The sequence below is a fragment of the Edaphobacter bradus genome (assembly GCF_025685645.1).
In the GTDB taxonomy this organism is placed as follows: Bacteria; Acidobacteriota; Terriglobia; order Terriglobales; family Acidobacteriaceae; genus Edaphobacter; species Edaphobacter bradus.
The window spans coordinates 916,593-937,482 of the sequence record NZ_JAGSYF010000002.1 but is presented as its reverse complement, the minus strand read 5'-3'; the positions used below and the strand labels follow the sequence as shown (position 1 = coordinate 937,482).

The following is a 20,890-nucleotide window of genomic DNA, read 5'->3' as shown; positions in this document are numbered from 1 at the left end:
CAAGGAGTCGAATTTTCCGGATGAGCGTTTATTTCCAGAAATGAAGATCACCCTAGCTGCTGTGGTTCCTCGACGCTCCCGAACCAAGTCCGAACCCTCGGACCGCCTGCTGGCCGACTACCTCGAGCGCACGGCCCGCTACACCCCCTGCGACTCCCAGCTCTTCGACACCGAGGGGGCGCTGCTCGACTGGCTAACCCGCCAGCCCGGCCGCTCGGCCGCCCACGCCATCCTCCTCGACAGCCGGGGCAAGCAGCTCTCCTCCGAAGAGCTGGCCGGCACGATCGGCCGGCTTCGCGACGATGGCACCCAGCGGCTCGTCATGGCCATCGGCCCGGCGGACGGCTGGTCCGACGCAGCCCGCCAGCGCGCCGACCTGCTGCTTTCGCTGGGCCGCATTACGCTGCCCCATCAGCTCGCGCGCGTGGTGCTGGCCGAGCAGGTCTACCGCGCCTTCACCATCCTTGCCGGACACCCGTACCACTCGGGCCACTGAAGGCCACGCCCGGGGGGGCTTACCTTCGGCCCGCTCTTCTCCTATGCTGTCGGTATGGTCGAAACCTCTCGTCGTGGACTCATCCTTATTAACACAGGCCCAGGCAAGGGCAAGACCACAGCGGCCCTTGGCACGGCTTTTCGCGCCGCAGGCAACGGCATGCGGGTGCTCATCCTGCAGTTCCTCAAAGGCTCCTGGCACTACGGCGAGCTCGACGCCGCCGAAGCGCTCGGCAAAGCGCTCGGCACTCCTGAAGGTCCCGCGTTCGTCATGAAGCAGATGGGGCGCGGCTTCGTGAAGGTCGGCGGCGCCGAGACCGATCCCGAGGATATCCGAATGGTCGAAGAGGCGTGGAACGAGGCCGCCGCGGCGATCCTCTCCGGCGAGTGGGACCTCGTTGTGCTCGACGAGATCAACTACGCGATCGGCTACAAGATGCTCGACCCCGAGAAGGTGGCCGAGGTGTTGCGCGCCAAGCCCGAGATGGTCCACGTTATCCTCACCGGACGCAACGCGCACCCCACACTGGTCGAGCTGGCCGACACGGTCACCGAGATGCGCGAGGTCAAGCACGCTTACCAGAAGGGGATCCTCGCGCAGCGCGGCATCGAGTTCTAACACTCGAGCTGACTCTGAGCTGAACACGACTGGAGTGTTCTGAGGATGAGGTGCGTTAAGGATTCGGCAGTCTGAAGTCCACACGAACCGTCGTATTCACCTCGACCGGTTTTCCGTTCAGCATGTAAGGCCGGTAGCGCCACCTTGAGACCGCCTCCGTTGCCGCGCTCCGCAGCCGCGGATCGCCCTCGAGCACGCGCAGATGGCCGACGCTGCCATCCTTCGCGATGGTGGCCTCGAGCACAACCCGCCCCTCGACGTGACTGGCTTTGGCAGTCTCGGGATAACTAGGCACACGCGATGACGCGAGACGCGCCTCCATCACAGAGGCCGGCACGTTGACCGCTGCTTCGGCCTCGCCGCCTGCGCTTGACGTGATGCTGGCGTCCTCATGCGACACGCCAATACGATCTGAATCCGGGGACTGCACCGGGGGCGGCGGCGCACTCGCTTCAGGCGATGGTACAGAACGGAACTTTTCCGCACGCCTGCCTGCCGCGCCGTTTCTTGCGGCTCTTTTCGGCTCCGGCACTCTCGTGGGCTCCACCACTCCCGCCGGCGCCGACGTCTTTGTAGCCTCCGGCGCCGAAGGGGTGACTACAGGCTTAGGCACTTTTGTCGAGTCAAGCACTTGAGAGGTCGCCGCAGGCTCACTTGAAGCCCGCGTAGAGGAGACCACGCCTGCTGCTCCCTCCGCAGGGGCGGGAAATTCGTGCCACGTGCTGAGACGTATCAGGATGAGGCAGACAACCAGTGCGCCCAGCATGGCCCAGTACCAAGCCGCGTCGCTGCGTTTGGCCGGCGGCACAGCGTCCTCCTCCAGGAGTTCCACGTTCGAAGACGTTCGAGGCGCGGCAGGCGCCCTATCCTCCGTTAGAATCAGCCTTGCTCTGGCTGTCTGCTGCACGGACCGCACGAGCTCTTCCACCGTCTGTGCAGGCCGTTCGGGCTCCACAGGCGTTCTTGTAATCGGCACGGGGTCTCGTACAAACTGCACAGGCACTACGGGCTGCAAAGGCTGCCGCGCAGACTGCGGCCCAGTCTGACGAGGCCTCTCCGCTTCTCTCTTTGGCCTGTCGATTGGCACAGGCTCCTCGATCGACGTCTTCGGAACCGGCAACGAGTCCTCCCGCGAAGAACAGGGGGAAGGCGATGGCGTTGCGTCCTCGGGGGGAGATGGCGTCGCCGGCGCTGATGCGCGAGGCTGCCATTCGCGGTGCGCCTTGCTGTCCTCAAAGGTGTCGAGGGTCCGCCTTAGCTCAACGCCGCTGCGCATCAATCGCGACAAAGCCTCTTCCAACCGATATCGCTCAGGGGCAAGAGCTTCGGGGAGCCCGTGATCTACAGCTGGCCCTGCTGGCCGCGAAGGCGGTGGCGGGTTCAGCGGGTTGTGCACATCCACACCCGCCAGCAGACTTACCAGTTCGTCGACCTGCCCGCTTTGCTGCGGTCCTGCCGCGCGAACCTCAGCAACCTCGCGGCCGGTCAGGCTCTGAAGAATGACGCCTAGAAGCCGGTCACCCGATAACTCGTGCTCGTCCGCGTCCCTAAGCTTTCCGGTGAGAGACCAGAAGTCCATGGCAAGACGCTTGTTCTCGCGCAATTGATCGAGGAAGCCTCGCAGATCATCAGGCGATCCGAAGGCAACCCCATGCATGTCGAATACAGACTGAATCTTCCGGATGCAGGGATCGACTGGCCTAGAGCTACTTCCGGCGCTGGGCTTCGCGTTGGGTCGCGACAACATGCGACATACCTGGATGCAATGATAACCTCAGAAGCCCCGTCTGTGGGCGTAAGTTACATCCCCAGCCATACAAGAGACATACGGACGAACGATGAGGCCAAGTCGGTCCCCGTCGGCCTCAACCGGCGCGCGGATTGCCCATCAGGTTCGACGATATCCTTGCCGTCTCCGCGCTTCAGTACAATAGTCGAGGCACTCTGGAAGGCATCGAACGCATGAGCTGGTTCAAACGCGAAGACAACGAGATCCTCAACGTCGAGCAGAGGACAGTCCGCACCGAAGGTCTCTGGGTGCGTTGCCCCCACTGCCGCCAGGTCATCTTCAAGGCGGAGCTCGAGGCCAACCTGCAGGTCTGCCCTAAGTGCGGCCACCACTTTCGTTTCGACGCGCGCTCGCGCATCGACAAACTGCTTGAGCCTGGCTACCAGCTCGTCGATCTCGACCTGCGCTCGACCGACCCGCTCGAGTTCACCGACCTGAAGCCCTATAAGAAGCGCCTCGTCGAAGCCCAGAAGAAGACCGGCCTCAACGACGCCATCGTCAACGCCGTCGGCAAGCTCGGCCCACATGACGTCGTCCTCAGCGCGATGGAGTACAGCTTCATCGGCGGCTCCATGGGCTCGGTCGTCGGCGAAACCATCGCCCTCGCGGTCGACCGCTCGCTCGCGACCCGCCATCCACTCATCATCATCTCGGCCTCAGGTGGAGCGCGCATGATGGAGGGCATCGCCTCGCTGATGCAGCTCGCCAAGATCTCCACCGGCCTCGCAAAGATGGACGACGAGAATATCCCCTACATCTCCGTGATGACGGACCCCACCACCGGCGGCGTCACCGCGAGCTTCGCCATGCTGGGCGACCTCAACATCGCCGAGCCCGGCGCGCTCATAGGCTTCGCCGGCCCGCGCGTCATCGAGCAGACCATTCGCCAGAAGCTCCCCGATGGCTTCCAGCGCTCCGAGTTCCTGCTCGAACATGGCTTCCTCGACGCCATCGTGCCGCGCAAGGAGATGAAGCAGTACCTCATCCAGGCCCTCACGTGGATGAACGTTTCAACTCATCCGACCAACTGAGTACGACCACGGATTCACACCGACGAACACGGATAAAGAACTGATTTAAACTGCCCGTCTGGTCCGCCGATCTGCGCGCATCCGTGGCCGCTGCCTGTACCCTGAAACCATGGAGCATGCACGTCCATCCCGCACCGCGCTGCGCGTAGCAATGCGCCGCGCCGCGCACCAGATCTACGACGCACAGCCGCTCGTCTTCCCCGACCCCATCGCCGTCCCCATCCTCGGTAACGCGTACCTCCCCGAGGTCGAGCGTACGGCGACCAAGCTGCACAAGCCCTTCTCCGTCGCCCTCCGCGCCTTCCTCGTAGCGCGCAGCCGCTACGCCGAGGACATGCTCGCCCGCGCCGTCGCCGACGGAGCCACGCAGTACGTCCTGCTTGGAGCCGGACTCGACACGTTCGCGCACCGCAACCCTCACCCAGACCTGCACGTCTTCGAGGTCGACCATCCCGCTACGCAGCAGTGGAAGCGAGAGCTTCTCGAAGGCGGCAACCTTCCCACGCCGCAGGGCCTCACCTACGCACCCATCGACTTCGAGCACCAGACGCTCCCAGCGCAACTCCTCGCTGCGGGCTTCGACCCACACGCCCGCACCTTCTTCGCCTGGCTCGGAGTCGTCCCCTACCTCACGCATGCGGCCTTCCGTGCGACACTCGATTTCATCGCAAAGTCCCCTGCAGGCAGCGGCGTCGTAATGGACTACAGCCAGCCGCGCTCCGCGCTTCCCTTCTTCGAGCAGCTCGCGCACGACTCTCTCGCCTCGCGCGTCCAGCTCGCCGGTGAGCCGTTCCAGCTCTTCTTCACCCCCGAAGAGATCGCCCTCGAACTCACCGCCTTCCGCGGCATCGAAGACCTCGGCACGCCGGAGCTCAACGCCCGCTACTTCTCGAAGCGCACCGACAACCTCAAGCTCCTCGGCTCCGCCGGCCGCCTCCTCAGTGCGTGGACTTAGCGCTGTCAATCGTGGGATGAGACGACCGGTCAGGTCACTTAGAAAAGCGGTACGCAACGCCCTAGCCGCGTGCCCCATCCTTCGCAGCTTCATCGCGGGCTTCGGACCGATCTATTAATTGGGTGACGAATTACGGTTCGGTGCGACCAAGACTATTGAATTGCGCTCTAAAGTACTCCGCTTTGGTTTGGTTATGTGCCGATGTGGCCGCCTGCAAAGCTCCCGCGACAGAACCTCGCCTCCCTGGTGCGATCGCGAGACACCTCTCAAACTCGTTCAGGGCAGCCCCACCCTGTCCAACCTGCAGCAACAGCTCGCCCAGCTGCTCGCGGGCGGGAATAACCGGCCCAGGGGTGATTGGCAGCTTTTCGATCGCATCCTCCTTGTCAGCCGCAGCACGCATCTGTTGTACGGCCTCCTCATTCTTCCCTAACGCGCGAGACAGCCAGGCTCTTGCCTCCTGAATTTGAATGTCGACCTGCTCCGCCCAGTAGGTGTGGCCAGTCTTTTGTAGGTCTTCGAACACCCGCTGCAGCTTATCGATCTCAAGTTTCACGCTGCCTGGCTTACCCTCACGAGCGAAGCCTACCGCACGTGACCAGAAGACCATAGCTTGCACCTGCGGCGGCGAATCAGTAAATGGCTCCAGCACAGAGGCCATTGCCCAATCGTTTCTCTCCACGGCATAGCGCACCGGAATTGCCGTCCCAGCATATCCAATCTTGAACGTGTCGACGGGCAGCGCGGTCATCCGTTTCACCTCGAGCCGAATTCGGTCCGCATCTTCGTGGCGTCCCATCTGCAGATAGGCGTACACCAGGTAGTCCATCGCATGCAGCTCTTCACCAAGGTCACCTTGCTCATGAGCCGCTGCCCGCGCTGCAAGGTTGGAAGACACCGACTCCTGCCATAGACCGAGCCTGGTGTAAATGTGCGACGGCATATGAAGCGCATGCGGAGCGGAAGGCGCAATCCTGGCATAACTCCGAGCTGCTTCCAGACCCTGAGCAGCCATCTCCGCATTGTCTTCAGCGTGGATCAGATAGTGAACGATTCCCGGATGTCGCGGATACCTCTGGTTGAGTGGCTCAAGGACAGCTACTGCCCGCTTCTGGTTGGCGTGCGTCCGATCCATCGCCGACGCGGTCGCGAGCAGAGAAAGCGCATAGAAGACCTGGGCTTCGGTGTCCGTTGGGAAACGGCTCGCCACCTGCGCCATCGACCGCTCGTAAGCCACAGCTCTGTCGCGCAAAGGGACACGGTCGGCATCTGCATAAAACGTTGAGAGAGCACCGATCAACATACTCTCCCGCTCAAGAGGGCTTCCGAGCTGCTTCGCCTCCTGCATCTCGGAGAGACCCTTCTCCGTATCAGACTGTGTGATCTGCGGCTCCCATAGCTGGTGGTAATACGTCATCGCAATGCCCCAATGTGCCATAGCGCACTTCGGGTCAGACGCACTCACATCACGGAAGGCCTGCCGCGATACCTCGTAAGCGAACGAGTGAAGGAGCGCGACGCCACGCTGAAACTCCTGCTGGACCGCTGGATTGCACGAAGTCGGGAACGAGACACTACCGAGCTTTTCGGGCGCAGGATGGCTATGTGTCTCCTGCGCGCTACCACGCGGCGGAATCGTCAGAGCCAGAGCGAATACTGCTATCGAGATGTTGCAGCTAACCCTCATGACTTACTCCCGGCCGCTGGAATCCGGCAAATCCCATTTGCTGCGCGCTACTAACCATACTCACGATAGGCGGATTTACAACGACTAAATCGTAAATCTTCCCGCAAAAGAGGAAGCGGCGAGAGCATTTTGCCCTCGCCGCCTTTCACTGCCTTTGAATCAGCCGCTACTTCGCCTCAGGCGCAGCCGCGTTCGGATACATCCCAGGAACCGGCTGGCTCTTCTGCTGATCGAGCTCCGGATGCGGGAACGGCTTGCGCGGCATCATCGCCTCGCGCTCGCTCGTGTTGTAGAGGAAGATCGCCTCGATCACCGCAGCCTGTTCGAGGTCCGCCGCATGCAGCCGGTCATAGCTGTCCATGTCCGAGTGATGCGTGCGGGTCTCGTAGTCCATCGGGTCCTGGATGTACTGGAAGCCCGGCAGACCAACTGCATCGAAGGAGAGATGATCGGTCCCGCCCGTGTTGCGGTAGCTGACCGTCGTCACGCCCAGGTCCTTCAGCGGAGCGATCCACTGCGCGAAGATCGGTCCGATGGCGTAGTTCTCCTGCGTGTACACGCCGCGGACCTTGCCCGTGCCGTTGTCGAGGTTGTAGTAGGCGTCGAGCGTCTCCCACTCCTTCGTCGTCGTCAGCTTTCCGCGCCGACGCATGAAGGCGGGCATGCTCGCCGGATCGGGATGCTCCGGCTCGGCAAAGGTGCCGAAGTGCTGCTTCACGTAGCCCTGCGAACCGAACAGCCCCTGCTCCTCGCCCGACCACAGCGCGATGCGAATCGTGCGCCGCGGCTTCACCCCCAGCGCCTTCAGGATCCGGACTGCCTCCATCGCGACAACCGAGCCCGCGCCGTTGTCCGTCGCACCCGTGCCGGAGATCCAGCTATCGAGGTGGCCCCCCACCATCACCACCTGGTCCTTCAGCTTCGGATCGTTCCCCGGAATCTCGGCCACGGTATCGAATCCGTGCTCGTGGTCGCCCGTGAACTTCGTCTCAATGTTCAGCTCCACCGTTACCGGAACGTGGTTCTCCAGCAGCCGCGCCACCCGGTTGTAGTGCTCGATCATCATCACGGCGTTGGGAATCGTGACTGCGTTCTCCTTCACCTGTGCACTGCGGGCAAGGTTCGCGCCGTTGTCGTCGAAGATGATTCCCGCGCCGCCGCCGTTGCGGCCATCGCGCGAGGGAGTGATGATTGCGGCCACTCCCTCTTCCGTCATCATCTTCATTGCCGCCGTGCGAAGCTGCTGCAGCCGCGCGCGGTCAGCGATCATCTGCTGCAGATTCGGAACACCTTGCCCGTCGCTCACCGGGTACTTCTCCATCTCCGCCAGCTGTTCGTCGGTGTAGCGATGGAAGAGCGGATCGGTGATGTCAGGCGTCGTGCGCAGCGCGCCGAAGAGCACAATCTTGCCCTTCAGCTTGCCCTTGTATTTGTCGAGTTCCTTCGCGTCCTGGATGTTGATATAGACCGCCTCGCCCGTGACCGGTCCATTGGTCGCTGGAGACCAGGGAGCGGCCTGCAGCCACAGCGGCTCTGGGTCGGGAGTGATCATTCGTCCCCACGTGTTGATCTGCTGCCAGCCCATGCCGAACTCGCCCCAGTCCTCAAGGTGCGCATTCGTGAGGCCAATCTTTGTCAGCGTCTCCTTCGTCCAGTCGTTGGCCCTGGCCATGTTCGGTGAGCCCGTAAGCCGCGGCCCGATGCCGTTCGTCAGCGCGTCGGCAAAGTCCATCACGTGCGAGTGCTTGAACCCCTCCTCGCGAATCCGCGCGTACATCGTCAGATCGATGCTTTCCGTAGCGGGCTGTGTGCCGTAGTACGAGGGCGCCGTCTCGATTGCCTCCTTCTTATCGGCGGCGACGGATGGAATAGCAAGGCCTGCGATGGCAGCCGAACAACAGCTCCAGCGCGCAAAGGTGCGTGCGAATGACATGCGTGGTGGTCCTCCCGGAAATTTGCAGCTAGGTGCGAAGCATAGCAGGAGGACGCACTTGCAGGCGAAAATGTTTCGCGCCTGATGAAAGGACAACCCGCAAAAATGTGACGAGCCGCACTATCCGCGCCGGAGCATCCGCCGCACTCGCAGCGTTCCCAGGTAGCCCCACGCCGCCGCCAGAACGACAATCCCCACCGGCAGACCCACATCGCGATAACTCACCGCGTAGTCCACCGCATGATGTCCCGACGAGTTGTAGAACAGGATGCTTATGATCCCCACAAACGTCGCCGCGAAGAACGCCATGAAGCCCGTCGCCGCCCCCATCAGCAGCGTGGCGAACCAGCCCAGGTCCCCCAGCGGAACCCCCAACAGCCTGCCCTGTCCCGTAGCCTGACCCGTCTTTTGCGAGGCGACCTGGCCTCCGTTCTGCGATGCTTGCGTCATACAAGTAGAATACTGCGTTATGACAGAAGGTGTTCAGAGCGGACTGGGCGGACTCGTCCAGGCAACACAGGTTGCGCGAGAGACGGCCGTGCGCAGGGCCTCCAACGGAATCAACTACGCCGCGTATGGCGACACGCACGTTGACCCCAAAGACCTTGAGCGCATGGTGGAGGCCGTGCCCACAACCATCACCGCCGCGCTCCAGCGCAAGCACTACTACTTCGTCCCGCTTGCTCTCAGAGAGAGCCGTTCCAGCGAGCCCACGCTCATCTCGCCCGTCTACACGCCCGAGCTGAGCGACCAGGCCATCTGCCACCGCAACGTCGCGCTCGGCGACGCCGAAGGAGTCTTCATCTCCACGCGGCTGCTAGGCGACCGCTTCGCCCTGGCCTTCGAGTTCTTCATCAACGCCGGCCACGCCTTCGTCGATGCCGCAGGAGTCCCCGAGAGCTTCGACCAGCTCGCCTGGGCCCAGGCCGTCGCCGATGTGCGTGGAGAGACCAGCCAGGATGCGTGGGAGAGCCGCAACCTCGCCCTCGCTCCCGAAGCCCGCCTCGGCCGCGTCGACGGCAGGCTCATCGTCGACGAGAAGGCCCGCACCAGTTTCCTCGAGTCGTCGTTCTCCGACGCCGTCGCGATCTACCTGCTCTCGCTGGCCATCGACTTCGACTACTCCGAGCTGCGCGAGCGCGAGTACCCGCTGCTCGCCCCGCAGGCTCTGGCAGAACGCCTCCGCCTCATCGCCAAACTCTTCCCACCGAACCCCAACTACGAGTTCGCCATCCGGTACCGGCGTCGCGCCTGATTATCCCCCCACCCCGACAAAAGTGTGCAAAGTCTTCGAAGTAGAGATTTTAGGTCCGGACTTCGGCGATCAGTCTCCCAGGTTAAATGTGAAGCCCGGCGGATGCCGGGCTTCTTGTTTCTCCTTACTTAAGGCTAACAGGCGCGTCAAGGGTGGGGTGTGGAAATCGGGCCGGCGTCCATCCATGCAGCATTTGACTGGCGCTCGGTTGTCCCGGCATGGCACTCGAATATTTGTGGTGGTTTGAGATTTGGAGGGTGGGCCACCCGCCGCTTGACTAGTATCTCGAACGCCAATCATCATTAGACCAACTTCGGGACCAATGATTAAGGTTCACCAAAATCATGGCTCTCTTCATTGTCCGTCACCATCACGAGCCGAATCGCTGTCCTGCCACTGATCCGTATATGGGAGCGACCCTCCTTAATTACCTGAGCCGCCCCAACGTTCGTAAGCACGGAGTCAGTATCCAGGGCGAAGCCATCGTCCGTGGCGAGCACACGCTGTACATGATCGTCGAATCGAGCGACGAGGCTCATGTACGAGAGTTCATGCAGCCTTTCACGATGGCAGGCAGCCTCGACGTCTACCCGGCAGCGACGTGTGCCAGTGTGGTGGCGAGCGGCGGCTGCGCAGCTGCGATGCCAGGCATCGATGCAGCCGTGCCCGCAATGGACCCGGAGGAAGCTTGCCAGCAGGCAATCGACGGAGGATTGGTCGTTCACCGTGCTCATCCGCTCAACGCCGAGACCTCCATTCCCGCATTGATCGGCAGCGTCGTCATGCCGAATCCGCGATTCTATGTTCGTAACCACTTTCAGATCCCCAGGCTAGACCAGTCAAGCTGGCGCCTAAAGGTGGGTGGCCTGGTCGAACGCCCCCAGAGCCTCAGTTTGCGCGACCTTGTGAAAATACCCACGCAGAGCTCGTTCGTCACATTGGAGTGCGCTGGAAATGGCCGCTCAATGCTGGATCCGCGTGTGGATGGAGAACAATGGGACTTAGGAGCAGTGAGCACAGCCGAATGGACGGGCGTGCCGCTCGTGGAGGTTCTTGACCGGGCGGGCGTAAAAGCAGGCGCGATAGAGGTGGTGTTTCGTGGCGCTGACAGCGGCAAGCTTGATGCCAATAGCGAAACAATTCGCTTCGAACGCAGCCTGAGCATAGACGACGCCCGCGAATCTGAGGCGCTGCTTGCCTACGCCATGAGCGGAGAGCCGCTCCCTATCCAGCATGGCTATCCGCTCAGGCTCATCGTTCCCAATTGGTATGGGATGGCGTCGGTGAAATGGCTCACCGAGATTGATGTGATCAGCGAGCCGTTTAGGGGTCATTACCAGACCGAGGCTTACTGCTTTGAGTGGCAGCGCGGCGGGCAATTAGTGAGAGAGCCGGTGTCGCTGCAACGAGTGCGGAGCCTGATCACCGAGCCGGAGCCGAACACCGAGGTTGAGCAGGGCGAGTTGCCTGTTCGCGGTGTCGCATGGTCCGGAGCGGCACCTATCGCCCGGGTCGAAGTCAGCATTGGCGGTGGTCCCTGGCAGGACGCCCACTTAATAAGCGAACGGAAGCGGCACAGCTGGCAGGGCTGGGAGCTTCTCGCGCGGCTTGAGCAGCGGGGTTCCACAGTGATTTCCGCCCGGGCGACAGATATGGCGGGCCGAACACAGCCCGACTTGCCAGAGTGGAATCGTCTCGGCTATGGGAACAATGCCATTCAGAAAATCCGTGTCGATGTCCGGTAGACGTGGGCCACCCTGTGCGGCCCTGTCGAGAGGTCGTTGCGAAACTCAGTTCAGGAGATGGTAGAAAAGACGCATTTGCTCTCGCTGACGTCCCTTTTCTAACAATGTAGAAGTGGCTGTGCTGAGGCGTTACGAGGAATTGCAAATGGCCCCAACCGGGCGACCATGGGCAACTTCCGGTTTGCCGGTCATACTACCGCAACCACTGAAATTGATGCTGAAGCGATAATTTGCTGACAGATCAGCCGATCAATCAGGCGATAGGCTGCACCGATTCCGTCTAGATCCTCGACGAGCGGAACTGGCGGGATATCAACCGAAGTCCTGATGCTCTTTCCACAAAACTGGCCACGGTTTTCTCGGTGGCCCGCAGACGAAGATATCGGGGTGGTATTTGCTTTCTTCGTTCTTCACGCCTTCACTGTTGCCGTTATGGCCGGCGAGGCGGCAGCCGGTAAAGATGGTGTCAGCCTGTTTTTGACTGATGCCTAAGGCGATGATTGTGGTGGGCGGCGGGCTGGGATAGCCGCGCAGCCATGCGGAGTTGGTGGTGCTGATGGGCGGCGGGAGGTGGTGAGCCGGGCCGAGAATTTCGATTGCGCCCTGCTCGCCGTAGTTGCCGACGGTGATGCCGAGATGAGCCTGCTGATCCGGGGGTAGGGAATCGCGAATCGATGCGACGGTGCGCACCAGTTCTTCCCAGCCGATCTCTTCGCGCAAGTCGGGGCTTTTATCCAGAGCGAAGTCGCGCAACGGGCCGCTGGACGCGACCGGGACGAGCATCGCAGTGATGTAAGCACCAACAGCGAAGAGCCCCGTGAAGAAGACGGTCTCTACAGTGATGCGCTGCCACGCTCTGCGTCGAGCCAGCCAGCGCTCAGCGGTGACCGCGCCCATCGCGACCAGCGGAGGGTAGGCCTCGGCAACGTAGTAGAACCGGCCTTTGCCCGCCCAGAAGAGAAAAAGAGGAACCATGTACATCCAGGCCAGCATGCGGTAGTGACGATCGGCGAAGAACGCAATGAGTCCGAGGACCCACACGGGCGCGGCGAACAGGTTGACGTTACCGAGGAACTGGCCTTTCAGGAAGCCCTCGGCGCGGCCTTCGGCGACGTCGCGCGCGTGAATGTGCTGCAGGAAGTGATAGGAGATGAGGTCGTGTCGCGCAAGCCAGATCAGATTGGGAGAAAAGAGGAGCAACGCAATGCTCACGCCGCCCCAGAACCACGGCGACGTGAAGTATCTGCGCGTACGAGTGAGGACGAGGCCGGCGAGCAGTCCCGCGATGAAAAATGCAATCGCATACTTGGTAAGCAGGCCAAATCCGAGTGCGGCGCCGATAGCAAGCCACCAGCGCGGATTCTCGGTCTTCAGCAGGCGGATCGTGAACCACGCGGCCAGAACCCACCAGAAAATGCCAAACGAAGTGTATTGAAATTCTGTGGCTTCGAAGATAGGGAGCGGCGACAAGCCGACGGCGAGGGCGGTAGTGACTTGCGCGAGGCGATTGCCGCCAAGGTCGCGCGCCATGAGGCCGGAGACGATGACGACACCGGCTTGCGCGAGCACTGAAGCGAGGCGGAGGCCGATGAGCGAACGTCCGAAGAGGTGCATGCTGACGCTCTCAACGAAGGGCGTGAATGGAGGATATGCTACGAATCCCCAGTCGAGGTGGCGTGCATCGCTCAGAAACTGCAGTTCATCGCGGTGAAAGCCGTAGCGGCCGTTGGTGAGGATGTGAAAAAGCGCAAAGGCGGCGGCGATGGCGACGAGGATCAACCGGTCACCGGTGCCGGTTGCCATAGAAGGCGCAGCTTTCTGTTCGGCGGCGAGAGGAAGCATGCGGGCGGCGGCGTCTCCTTGAGAGAAGGTTACGTCGCGGCGAGGATATCAGTTCCGTGGAACGCAAAGGGACCAAAGGCTCCAGTGGAATGGACTCGGGTCGCTGACGTTGCCTCCGACATACGGGAAAGATAGCACGGAGGGGACTGATCTGTGCTTTGAGGCAGCTTTGGGAACGACCTCACATTTTCATCACACGGCTGGGATTGTCGCCGAATCCTTATAAATTGGGCCCCTTGATGCGCCTCGATCTGGGTCCTTGGTGAATTGTCGGCAAGCCGGAAGTTACACCGGCGATGAGATGGGTACGCGCATAGAGTTTGGTAACAGTCCGTCGAGCACCCTGACTACCGGAGGAGCAGCTTCAACCACTGCCAGACACAGAATCCCAGCCGGGGGCAGACGACAAGCCGGTCATCACTGGCGAGGTGATCACGCTTCAATCTGACGAATCGCTAGCCTGCGAATGCTCGTCATGTCACCGTGCCTTGACCACAGATATAAGCACCGAGGAATCGATAGGACAACGATCGTGCATTGCCCACGAGACAAAGCTCGATCCCTCCATCAGGCTCAGCACCTCATAAGCCTTCTTTGCCGTATCCGTCTCAACGGGGATCTGCCCACGTGCAACAGCTTGGTCAAGGATTTTGGTCAACCATTTGAGCTGCATGTCGAAGAAGTAGTAGGTGAGCTTCTGTAGACGCTCAGGCAGCACCGCCATCTCTGCAGCCAATGCCCCGCACAGAGGCAGTCTGCCAACAAGGAGGCCGTCCTGAAAGCCACGGGTGAAGGCTGACAGTCGGTCTACCAAGGTGTCGCTCTCCGCCTCGATGCGTTCGAACTCCCTTTGGACCCGCTCAATGTAGCCCTCGACAATAGCAACGCCGAGATCCTCCTTGGTCGGGAAATGGTGGTGAATACTTGCCTTTCGGATCCCCACCTCGTCGACAAGGTCCGCATAGCTGAAAGCGGCATAGCCCTTCGAGCGCATCATGTGCTCGGCGGCATTGAGCAGTGCATCGCGGGTTCCTACGGACATCCATTCACCTCTTCCACTGACTTGTAATCGCTTTCGGCGCGGAACACAGCAAACGCGTAAGTATTCTACCAACTAGTCGGTATAGACGGCAATGCACGTGCGATTTCGCCAAGTTGATCTGGAGGCAAGCTCTCCCAAGCGGACGGCGAGCCGAGAGGGTTGTAATCCTACCGACTAGTTGGTAGTATTTCTCCTGTGGTTCTGTTGTACTGCGCGGTCGTCGTGGCCGCCACCGGTATCCGACCCTCGGTTGGTCGGCCCAAATTATTTTTTGCTGGAGTCATCCCCATGTTCGACTGGAAAGAGACGATTCAGAACATCAATATTCGCCTCAAGGAACTGTCAACGCGCACGCCAGATACCCTCCGGGGCTCAGCCCTTCTGGCCGGTGCGGGCGCCAAGACCAACCACCTGAGTGCCAAGACGCGTGAACTGATCGCGTTGACCGTCGCGGTTACCACTCGCTGCGATGGCTGCATCGCCATGCATGCAGCCGAGGCCGTGAAGCTCGGCGTGTCTAACGAGGAGATGGCAGAAGCCCTCGGCGTTGCCATCAACCTGAATGCTGGTGCTGCCATGGTGTACAGCACACATGTGCTCGACGCCATGGACAAGCTGAAGCAAGCCTAACCACTATCCACGTAGACAGGAGTTCATCTTATGCTCAAAGGAAAAACCGCATTGATCACCGGTGGTGCTTCAGGCATCGGATTGGCCGCCGCAAAGTTGATGCACGCTAACGGTGCTCGCGTTGTCATCACCGGAAGGGATGCAAGCAAGCTGGAGGCCGCACGCCAGGAGATTGGTGAGGACGCGCTTGCGCTGCAAGTTGACGTGCTCCGCCGCGAAAGCCTTGTGACTATGGCATCGAAGATCAAGGAAGCGTTCGGCGGCTTAGACGTGTTCTTTGCCAACGCCGGCGTGGCCTACGTTACTCCGCTGGCGACGACCACTGAGGAGGCCTATGACACCCTTATGGACTCGAACGTCAAATCGGTATTCTTCTCCCTCCAGGCGGTAGAGCCCATCTTGCGCGACGGTGCTTCCGTGATCCTAAACACCGCTTGGCTCAACCAGGTGGGCGTTCCCGGTCGTGCGGTTCTGTCCGCCACCAAGGCAGCCGTGCGCTCGTTTGCACGATCGTTCTCGGCTGACCTGTTGGAACGGCGGATCCGCGTCAATGCGGTGAGCCCCGGCCTCATCGACACTCCGATCCTGCGCGGCGTTGGACAGTCCGAGCATCCGGGTCAGACTGACGCCGAGTTCAAGGAGTACCTGGCTGGTGCAGCAAAACTGATCCCGATCGGACGTCTGGGTCGTCCGGACGAGATCGCGGCAGCGGTGCTGTTCCTGGCAGGCGACGCGTCGAGCTACATGCTCGGCTCCGAGTTGGTGGTCGACGGCGGCTTCGCCGAACTCTGACGAGCGCGAATCGCCGCAATTCACCGGCAGGGTGATCGCAGCTCTCTATGAGTCCGATAAGAGGATGAAGCTCTCAGGCCGCGCCTTGATCGGCGCGGAACTGGGCGCATCGGCGGCAACGCCCCGCCGTCCTACCGCGACACGATGGGCGGCCCGCCGGAGCTGCACGCGACCCTCACGTCGTGACTGGTCGAGAATAGAAGCGGTATGGTCACAATCTGCTCCGGAGCCCAAAGCTGATAAAGTGACTCCATAGCGCAGGAGTCACGCATGCCCCTTATCGTCACCTGCAAACACTGCGGCCAGAAGAACCGCATCCCCGCCAAGCACCTCGCCGACACCGGCAAATGCGGCAACTGCAAAAATCCCCTCCCGCCCGCGAGCGAGCCGCTCCACACCGATCCCGCGCTCTTCGACGAGATCGTCGCGCAGTCCACCGTTCCCGTGCTCGTCGACTTCTGGGCCGACTGGTGCGGGCCCTGCCACATGGCCGCGCCCGAGGTGGCGCGGACCGCCGCCAACACCGCCGGCCGCGCCCTTGTCCTCAAAGTCGACACCGAGAAGTACCCGCAGCTCGCCGCGCGCTACAACGTCCGCGGCATCCCCAACTTCGTCGTCTTCCGCAACGGAAAACTCATCGCCCAGCAGGCTGGCGCCGTCGGCCACGAGGTCATGGAATCCTGGCTCAACGGCGCCGCCTGATTCGTCTCTTCTCGCGAGAAGAGAGGCCCCGGCTCAAAGCCAGCGCCTCTCTCGTTCCATCAGACTACCGGTCAACCTTCGGCAGCTCCATCAGCATGCCGCCGCTGCCGGTCTGCACGCTCGGCAACTGCCCGTTCCAGCGCTCGATCAGCTCCTTCTGGTTCTCGATCTTCCTGAGCTCCAGAAGCTGCGGCGTCAGCGAGCTCTGGCGAATCCTGTTCGCCTCGGCCTCGCCCTGCGCGCGCGTCACGTTCGCCTTGGCGTCGCCCTCGGCCGCGGCGATCTGCTTGGCCGCCTCGGCCTGGGTCTTCGCCAGCTCGTTGCGAGCGCGCTCCGCATCCTGAATCGCCTGCGCCTTCGACGTAATCGCCGCAGCAATCACCGCCGGAACCCGCGGCGCTCCGATGAACCCGAACTGCTGAATCATCACACCCACAGGCTCCATCTTCTGCTGGATCAGCGTCTCGACCTTGCGCAGAAACTCGGCCTTCTGCTCGCCATAGATCTGCTCTACGTTGTACGTCGAGGCAACCTCGTTCAGCGAGTTGCGGACCACGTCGCGCAGAATTCCATGCGTGAACAGGTCAAGATCGTTGACGCGATACTTCACATAGAAGTCCGGCACGCGCTTCGGGTCGATCGCATAGCTCAACGAGACGTCTGAGTAGATCTCCATCCCCTCCTTCGAGTTGAAGCTCATCTCCTCGTTCGTCGCGCGGCCTTCATTCAGATCATGCGTCCACTTCACGGTCTGCACAAACGTCGGGAACTCGATGATCTGGCTCCGCAGCGGGCTGTAGAACACCCAGCCCGTGCGAATCGGGATCTCCGAAGGCCCGCGTTGCGAGCCGCTCAGCACAACCTCCACGCCGACGTAGCCCGCGCCGATTCTCGTGATCGTCGCAATGTAGTTGAAGAAGATCATGCAGCCGATCAGCGCCACAACAGCCACTGCGCCGAACTTCGTCAGCTTCCTCATCCGCTGCAGATGCGCGTCGTCTGTGCCCCGGCCGCTGCCGGGGGACATTACCTCGCCAAAAAGAGTCATTTGAGTTTCCAGATTCGTCCGAGCGCAATAAAACCGCCCACTGCCACGCTAAGCAGAAGGCCCACGCCCACCATAACAGCTCGATCACTCGGCAGATTGAGTTGGTGGAACCCCGTCACCATCACTTCGAAGAGAAGCAGCGCGACGAGAAGAGTGAGGACTAACTTCCAGAAGAGCAACGCCATCAGGTCCCTGGCCCATCCTTTCACGGCCCAACAACCGTCAAAACGCACAACCGCACAACACTATACCGCAGTAGATAAAAAGTCCGTAACGACCGCGTACTCGCGTTCTCACCTATGAGATGGGGCTTACACCTCACTCACTCCTGGCCCGTAACAAATCGCTTGAGCGCCTGCAGCCCCAATTCCCTGTCCCCCGTGACCAGATAAGCAAGCACCGCCCCCTGAAACAGCTGCAATACTGTCTTTACCAGCTTCTCGTCGTCAGAAAACTTCAACAGCAACTCCACCCATAGCCGCTGCTGTTGCAGATAAAAATTCCTCGCTTGCTTCGATCCGCCCCACGCTCTCCGCGTCAGGTCCATCACGAGCAGAAGAACGCCTCGCGCCTCGGGATGCGTCGTCTGCTCCCACAGCGCGGAGATCGCCTGCAGTAACGTCGTTCCCGGCGGAAACGCATCTGCTCGAAACCTTGCCCGCAACTGGTCTTCCAGCAGAACAACAGCCGATCTCTCGATAACCTCTTTGCCCCCAAAGTAGTGGATCAGCATTCGCTTGCTGACCCTGACACTCTTTGCAAGCTCATCGAGGCTAAGATCGAGCGTGCCCGACTTTACGAAGGAGGCCAGACACTTTTCCAGAATCTTTTCTTTCCCCAATCGAGGCCGAGGGGGCTTGACTTTCGGACGCATGTACCATATGGTACATGCGATAGATGTACCACGTGGTACATATGAAAGGAGAACCGATGCGCCTCTCCAATGTCCTCTTCTTTCTTACCTTCGGACTCGTCTTCTGGATTCTGGGCACACTCCTGTCTCAGGTGCGCGGACATATCGTCTTTGAGACGACGCTGGTCCGTTACTGGATCAGTTTCATTGCGACCCCGATCCTCTCCACTGCCGTCTGCATCCTCCTGCTCAGATGGCGTCACATCCCGGTGACACAATGGGCTGTAGCCGCGCTCCTCATCGCGATCCCCGGAATGATCGGCGAGGCGGTCCTGCTCTCGCACTTTACTGCCTTCATGCCGAAGATGCAGCCGACCACTGCAGGCCGGTTCGGAGCGTTTCTCTTTGCCACTTATGCATTCTTTCTTGCCATCTGCGAGCTCGTCACTTTGCGGACAGGAGGTCCACCGCTCGCCCCCTGAGGAGCTGCGACGAGTCCAACCTACCCCGTCACCACACCCATCGCCAGCACCGCGCATAGCACAGCGATCACGTCCTCTACCAGTCCCACCTTCCAGTCCGCGATACGGTTCTTTACGACGATGTCCTTCCTTGCGTAAAAGCCGCAGAACGTCCCGGCCAGCGCCGTCAGCACGCCGAGAATCACTCCCTCGAAGCCTGCACCATTGAGCCCCGTCGCCACGATCGCACCGATCAGCCCACCGAAGAACAGCCGTACCGCCAGCGCTGCCGACATCGTCCTGTCAGGCATCGTTGGAAGCTTGTCCCCGATGTACTCGCCCACCGCCAGCAATGTAAAGACAATCGCCACCCACAGCTTCGCCGCCCAGGACGCCCACGAATCATCCAGCGGCAGATCCCCCCGATAGGCAAACCAGCACAGCACCATGATCGGAGTCATCGGCCGCAGCCCCGTCACAAAGCCCAACAGCGGAATCGCCATCAGCCAAGACAACACCGCCATAGCCATCGACTTTCACCCCCGACCGACCGCAGACTCTCGTCGCTCAAAATGCCGAGAACAAGGTACAACGTCCGCGCCTCAAGGGGAATGTATTTCCCCTAAAAGGCGCCTCCGTCGGCAATGACGTTGCTGCGGCTGCATTTGTCGCACCCGGGCGTCCCGATTGTGCCCACAATCCGCCGAGGGGTCGCGGCTCCGGCGTCTCAGGCCTGGCGAAGCCACCCATACAGCGGAAACTTCTCCGCCAGTTCCCCTACCTCGCCCCGTATCTTCGCCAGCACGGCAGGATCGGCGCGATGCTCCAGGGCCTGCGCGATCCACCCTGCGATCACGCGCATCTGGGCCTCCTTCATCCCGCGCGTCGTCAGCGCCGGAGTGCCGATGCGGATTCCGCTCGGCTTCAGCGGCGGGTTCGTGTCATACGGAATCGCGTTCTTGTTCACCGTAATCCCCGCCACGCCCAGCGCCGTCTCGGCCTCCGAGCCCAGGATCCCCTTCTGAAAGACATCCACCAGGATCAGGTGCGTGTCCGTACCGCCCGAGATAATCCGGTACCCTACCCCAGCCAGCGTCTCGGCCAGCACCTTTGCGTTCTTCACCACCTGCGCGGCATACTCGGCGAACTCAGGCTGCAGCGCCTCCTTGAAGGCCACCGCCTTGGCCGCGACGATGTGCATCAATGGCCCCCCCTGTTGGCCGGGAAACACGCTGCGGTCGACATTCGCGGCAAACTCCTGCTTGCACAGGATCAGTCCGGCCCTCGGCCCGCGCAGCGTCTTGTGCGTCGTCGTCGTGACGATATGCGCGTGCGGAACCGGCGAAGGATGCACTCCGCCCGCGACCAGCCCTGCGAAGTGCGCCATATCGATCACCAGGTATGCGCCAACCTTGTCCGCGATCTGCCGCATCCGCGCAAAGTCGAACTGCCGCGGATATGCACTGCCCCCGCCGACGATGACCTTCGGCTTCTCGCGCTCCGCCAGCGCCTCAAGCGCGTCGTAGTCGATCGTCTCGGTGTCCTTGCGCACCTGGTAGCCGACGATGCGGTACAGCTTGCCTGAAAAGTTCAGCTTGTGCCCATGGGTCAGGTGGCCGCCGTGCGCCAGATCGAGCCCCAGAATGCAGTCTCCCGGCTGCATTAGCGCCATGTACGCCGCGGCGTTCGCCTGCGAGCCCGAGTGCGGCTGCACATTCGCGTGCTCCGCGCCGAAGATCTGCTTCGCGCGGTCGCGGGCGATGTTCTCCACCACATCCGCATACTCACAGCCGCCGTAATACCGCTTGCCGGGATACCCCTCGGCGTACTTGTTCGTGAAGACCGTCCCAGCCGCCTCCAGCACTGCGCGGCTGACGAAGTTCTCCGAGGCGATCATCTCCAGCCCTTCATGCTGGCGGTTGATCTCATTGGCTATCTGCGTGGCGATATCAGGATCAGAGGCTGCAAGGGAGGCATTCAGATCAATGGGCATATGCTTTTCATTCTAAGC

At 61.3% G+C, this 20,890-nt stretch carries 21 protein-coding genes; 10 read left to right on the top strand and 11 right to left on the bottom strand.

Annotated elements, in window-relative coordinates:
• Positions 1–40 precede the first annotated feature (40 nt).
• Both OHL16_RS09980 and cobO read left to right on the top strand, forming a co-directional pair.
• Complete coding sequence (locus OHL16_RS09980) at positions 41–496, top strand: 23S rRNA (pseudouridine(1915)-N(3))-methyltransferase RlmH (protein ID WP_263366970.1); 456 nt, start codon at positions 41–43, stop codon at positions 494–496.
• 54 nt (positions 497–550) lie between these two features.
• Complete coding sequence (gene cobO / locus OHL16_RS09975; protein ID WP_263366969.1) at positions 551–1,114, top strand: cob(I)yrinic acid a,c-diamide adenosyltransferase; 564 nt, start codon at positions 551–553, stop codon at positions 1,112–1,114.
• A gap of 55 nt (positions 1,115–1,169) precedes the next feature.
• Here the strand turns inward: cobO and OHL16_RS09970 are convergent, their stop codons facing one another.
• The gene (locus tag OHL16_RS09970) at positions 1,170–2,861 is read right to left on the bottom strand and encodes an energy transducer TonB (RefSeq protein ID WP_263366968.1); all 1,692 of its coding nucleotides are present in this window, start codon (positions 2,859–2,861) and stop codon (positions 1,170–1,172) included.
• A gap of 215 nt (positions 2,862–3,076) precedes the next feature.
• Between OHL16_RS09970 and accD the strand changes: the two genes are divergently transcribed.
• Complete coding sequence (accD, locus tag OHL16_RS09965; protein ID WP_263366967.1) at positions 3,077–3,934, top strand: acetyl-CoA carboxylase, carboxyltransferase subunit beta; 858 nt, start codon at positions 3,077–3,079, stop codon at positions 3,932–3,934.
• A 109-nt stretch (positions 3,935–4,043) separates the two neighbouring features.
• Positions 4,044–4,889: a class I SAM-dependent methyltransferase gene (locus OHL16_RS09960; protein ID WP_263366966.1), complete on the top strand. Its 846-nt coding sequence runs from the start codon at positions 4,044–4,046 to the stop codon at positions 4,887–4,889.
• Positions 4,890–5,019: 130 nt separating this feature from the next.
• Here the strand turns inward: OHL16_RS09960 and OHL16_RS09955 are convergent, their stop codons facing one another.
• From OHL16_RS09955 to OHL16_RS09945, 3 genes are all read right to left on the bottom strand, one after another.
• Positions 5,020–6,576, bottom strand: coding sequence for a hypothetical protein (locus OHL16_RS09955; protein WP_263366965.1), 1,557 nt, complete (start codon positions 6,574–6,576; stop codon positions 5,020–5,022).
• 166 nt (positions 6,577–6,742) lie between these two features.
• Positions 6,743–8,509, bottom strand: a complete 1,767-nt coding sequence (locus OHL16_RS09950; RefSeq protein WP_263366964.1) for a M20/M25/M40 family metallo-hydrolase — start codon at positions 8,507–8,509, stop codon at positions 6,743–6,745.
• Positions 8,510–8,629: 120 nt separating this feature from the next.
• Positions 8,630–8,959, bottom strand: a complete 330-nt coding sequence (locus OHL16_RS09945) for a hypothetical protein (protein WP_263366963.1) — start codon at positions 8,957–8,959, stop codon at positions 8,630–8,632.
• 19 nt (positions 8,960–8,978) lie between these two features.
• On the opposite strand from OHL16_RS09945, the gene OHL16_RS09940 reads away from it, so the two are divergent.
• Together OHL16_RS09940 and OHL16_RS09935 are read left to right on the top strand one after the other, a co-directional pair.
• Complete coding sequence (locus OHL16_RS09940; RefSeq protein ID WP_263366962.1) at positions 8,979–9,764, top strand: hypothetical protein; 786 nt, start codon at positions 8,979–8,981, stop codon at positions 9,762–9,764.
• Positions 9,765–10,108: 344 nt separating this feature from the next.
• Positions 10,109–11,509, top strand: coding sequence for a sulfite oxidase (locus OHL16_RS09935; protein WP_263366961.1), 1,401 nt, complete (start codon positions 10,109–10,111; stop codon positions 11,507–11,509).
• Between the two features lie 312 nt (positions 11,510–11,821).
• Here the strand turns inward: OHL16_RS09935 and OHL16_RS09930 are convergent, their stop codons facing one another.
• Both OHL16_RS09930 and OHL16_RS09925 read right to left on the bottom strand, forming a co-directional pair.
• Complete coding sequence (locus OHL16_RS09930; protein WP_263366960.1) at positions 11,822–13,351, bottom strand: glycosyltransferase family 39 protein; 1,530 nt, start codon at positions 13,349–13,351, stop codon at positions 11,822–11,824.
• Between the two features lie 478 nt (positions 13,352–13,829).
• Positions 13,830–14,393: a TetR/AcrR family transcriptional regulator gene (locus tag OHL16_RS09925; protein WP_263366959.1), complete on the bottom strand. Its 564-nt coding sequence runs from the start codon at positions 14,391–14,393 to the stop codon at positions 13,830–13,832.
• A gap of 288 nt (positions 14,394–14,681) precedes the next feature.
• Here OHL16_RS09925 and OHL16_RS09920 point away from each other — a divergent pair, with 288 nt between their 5' ends.
• The 3 genes from OHL16_RS09920 to OHL16_RS09910 all read left to right on the top strand — a co-directional run bounded on the left by OHL16_RS09920 (position 14,682) and on the right by OHL16_RS09910 (position 16,517).
• Positions 14,682–15,023, top strand: coding sequence for a carboxymuconolactone decarboxylase family protein (locus tag OHL16_RS09920; RefSeq protein ID WP_263366958.1), 342 nt, complete (start codon positions 14,682–14,684; stop codon positions 15,021–15,023).
• Between the two features lie 30 nt (positions 15,024–15,053).
• Positions 15,054–15,815, top strand: coding sequence for an SDR family oxidoreductase (locus OHL16_RS09915; RefSeq protein WP_263366957.1), 762 nt, complete (start codon positions 15,054–15,056; stop codon positions 15,813–15,815).
• A 270-nt stretch (positions 15,816–16,085) separates the two neighbouring features.
• A complete protein-coding gene (locus OHL16_RS09910; RefSeq protein ID WP_263366956.1) occupies positions 16,086–16,517 on the top strand; it encodes a thioredoxin domain-containing protein in 432 nt (143 codons plus the stop codon).
• A gap of 64 nt (positions 16,518–16,581) precedes the next feature.
• Here OHL16_RS09910 and OHL16_RS09905 read toward each other — a convergent pair whose 3' ends face one another.
• The 3 genes from OHL16_RS09905 to OHL16_RS09895 form a co-directional block, all read right to left on the bottom strand.
• Positions 16,582–17,565 (bottom strand): SPFH domain-containing protein, encoded by a 984-nt coding sequence (locus OHL16_RS09905; RefSeq protein ID WP_263366955.1) that lies wholly within the window; start codon positions 17,563–17,565, stop codon positions 16,582–16,584.
• Positions 17,562–17,750, bottom strand: a complete 189-nt coding sequence (locus OHL16_RS09900; RefSeq protein ID WP_263366954.1) for a hypothetical protein — start codon at positions 17,748–17,750, stop codon at positions 17,562–17,564. Before OHL16_RS09900 ends, OHL16_RS09905 begins: the two co-directional genes overlap by 4 nt.
• A 137-nt stretch (positions 17,751–17,887) precedes the next feature.
• Positions 17,888–18,439, bottom strand: a complete 552-nt coding sequence (locus OHL16_RS09895) for a TetR/AcrR family transcriptional regulator (RefSeq protein WP_263366953.1) — start codon at positions 18,437–18,439, stop codon at positions 17,888–17,890.
• Positions 18,440–18,495: 56 nt separating this feature from the next.
• Here OHL16_RS09895 and OHL16_RS09890 point away from each other — a divergent pair, with 56 nt between their 5' ends.
• A complete protein-coding gene (locus tag OHL16_RS09890; protein ID WP_263366952.1) occupies positions 18,496–18,900 on the top strand; it encodes a DUF5367 domain-containing protein in 405 nt (134 codons plus the stop codon).
• Between the two features lie 20 nt (positions 18,901–18,920).
• Here the strand turns inward: OHL16_RS09890 and OHL16_RS09885 are convergent, their stop codons facing one another.
• Both OHL16_RS09885 and OHL16_RS09880 read right to left on the bottom strand, forming a co-directional pair.
• Complete coding sequence (locus OHL16_RS09885) at positions 18,921–19,403, bottom strand: DUF4126 family protein (protein WP_263366951.1); 483 nt, start codon at positions 19,401–19,403, stop codon at positions 18,921–18,923.
• 203 nt (positions 19,404–19,606) lie between these two features.
• Complete coding sequence (locus OHL16_RS09880; protein WP_263366950.1) at positions 19,607–20,872, bottom strand: serine hydroxymethyltransferase; 1,266 nt, start codon at positions 20,870–20,872, stop codon at positions 19,607–19,609.
• Between the last annotated feature and the right edge of the window lie 18 nt (positions 20,873–20,890).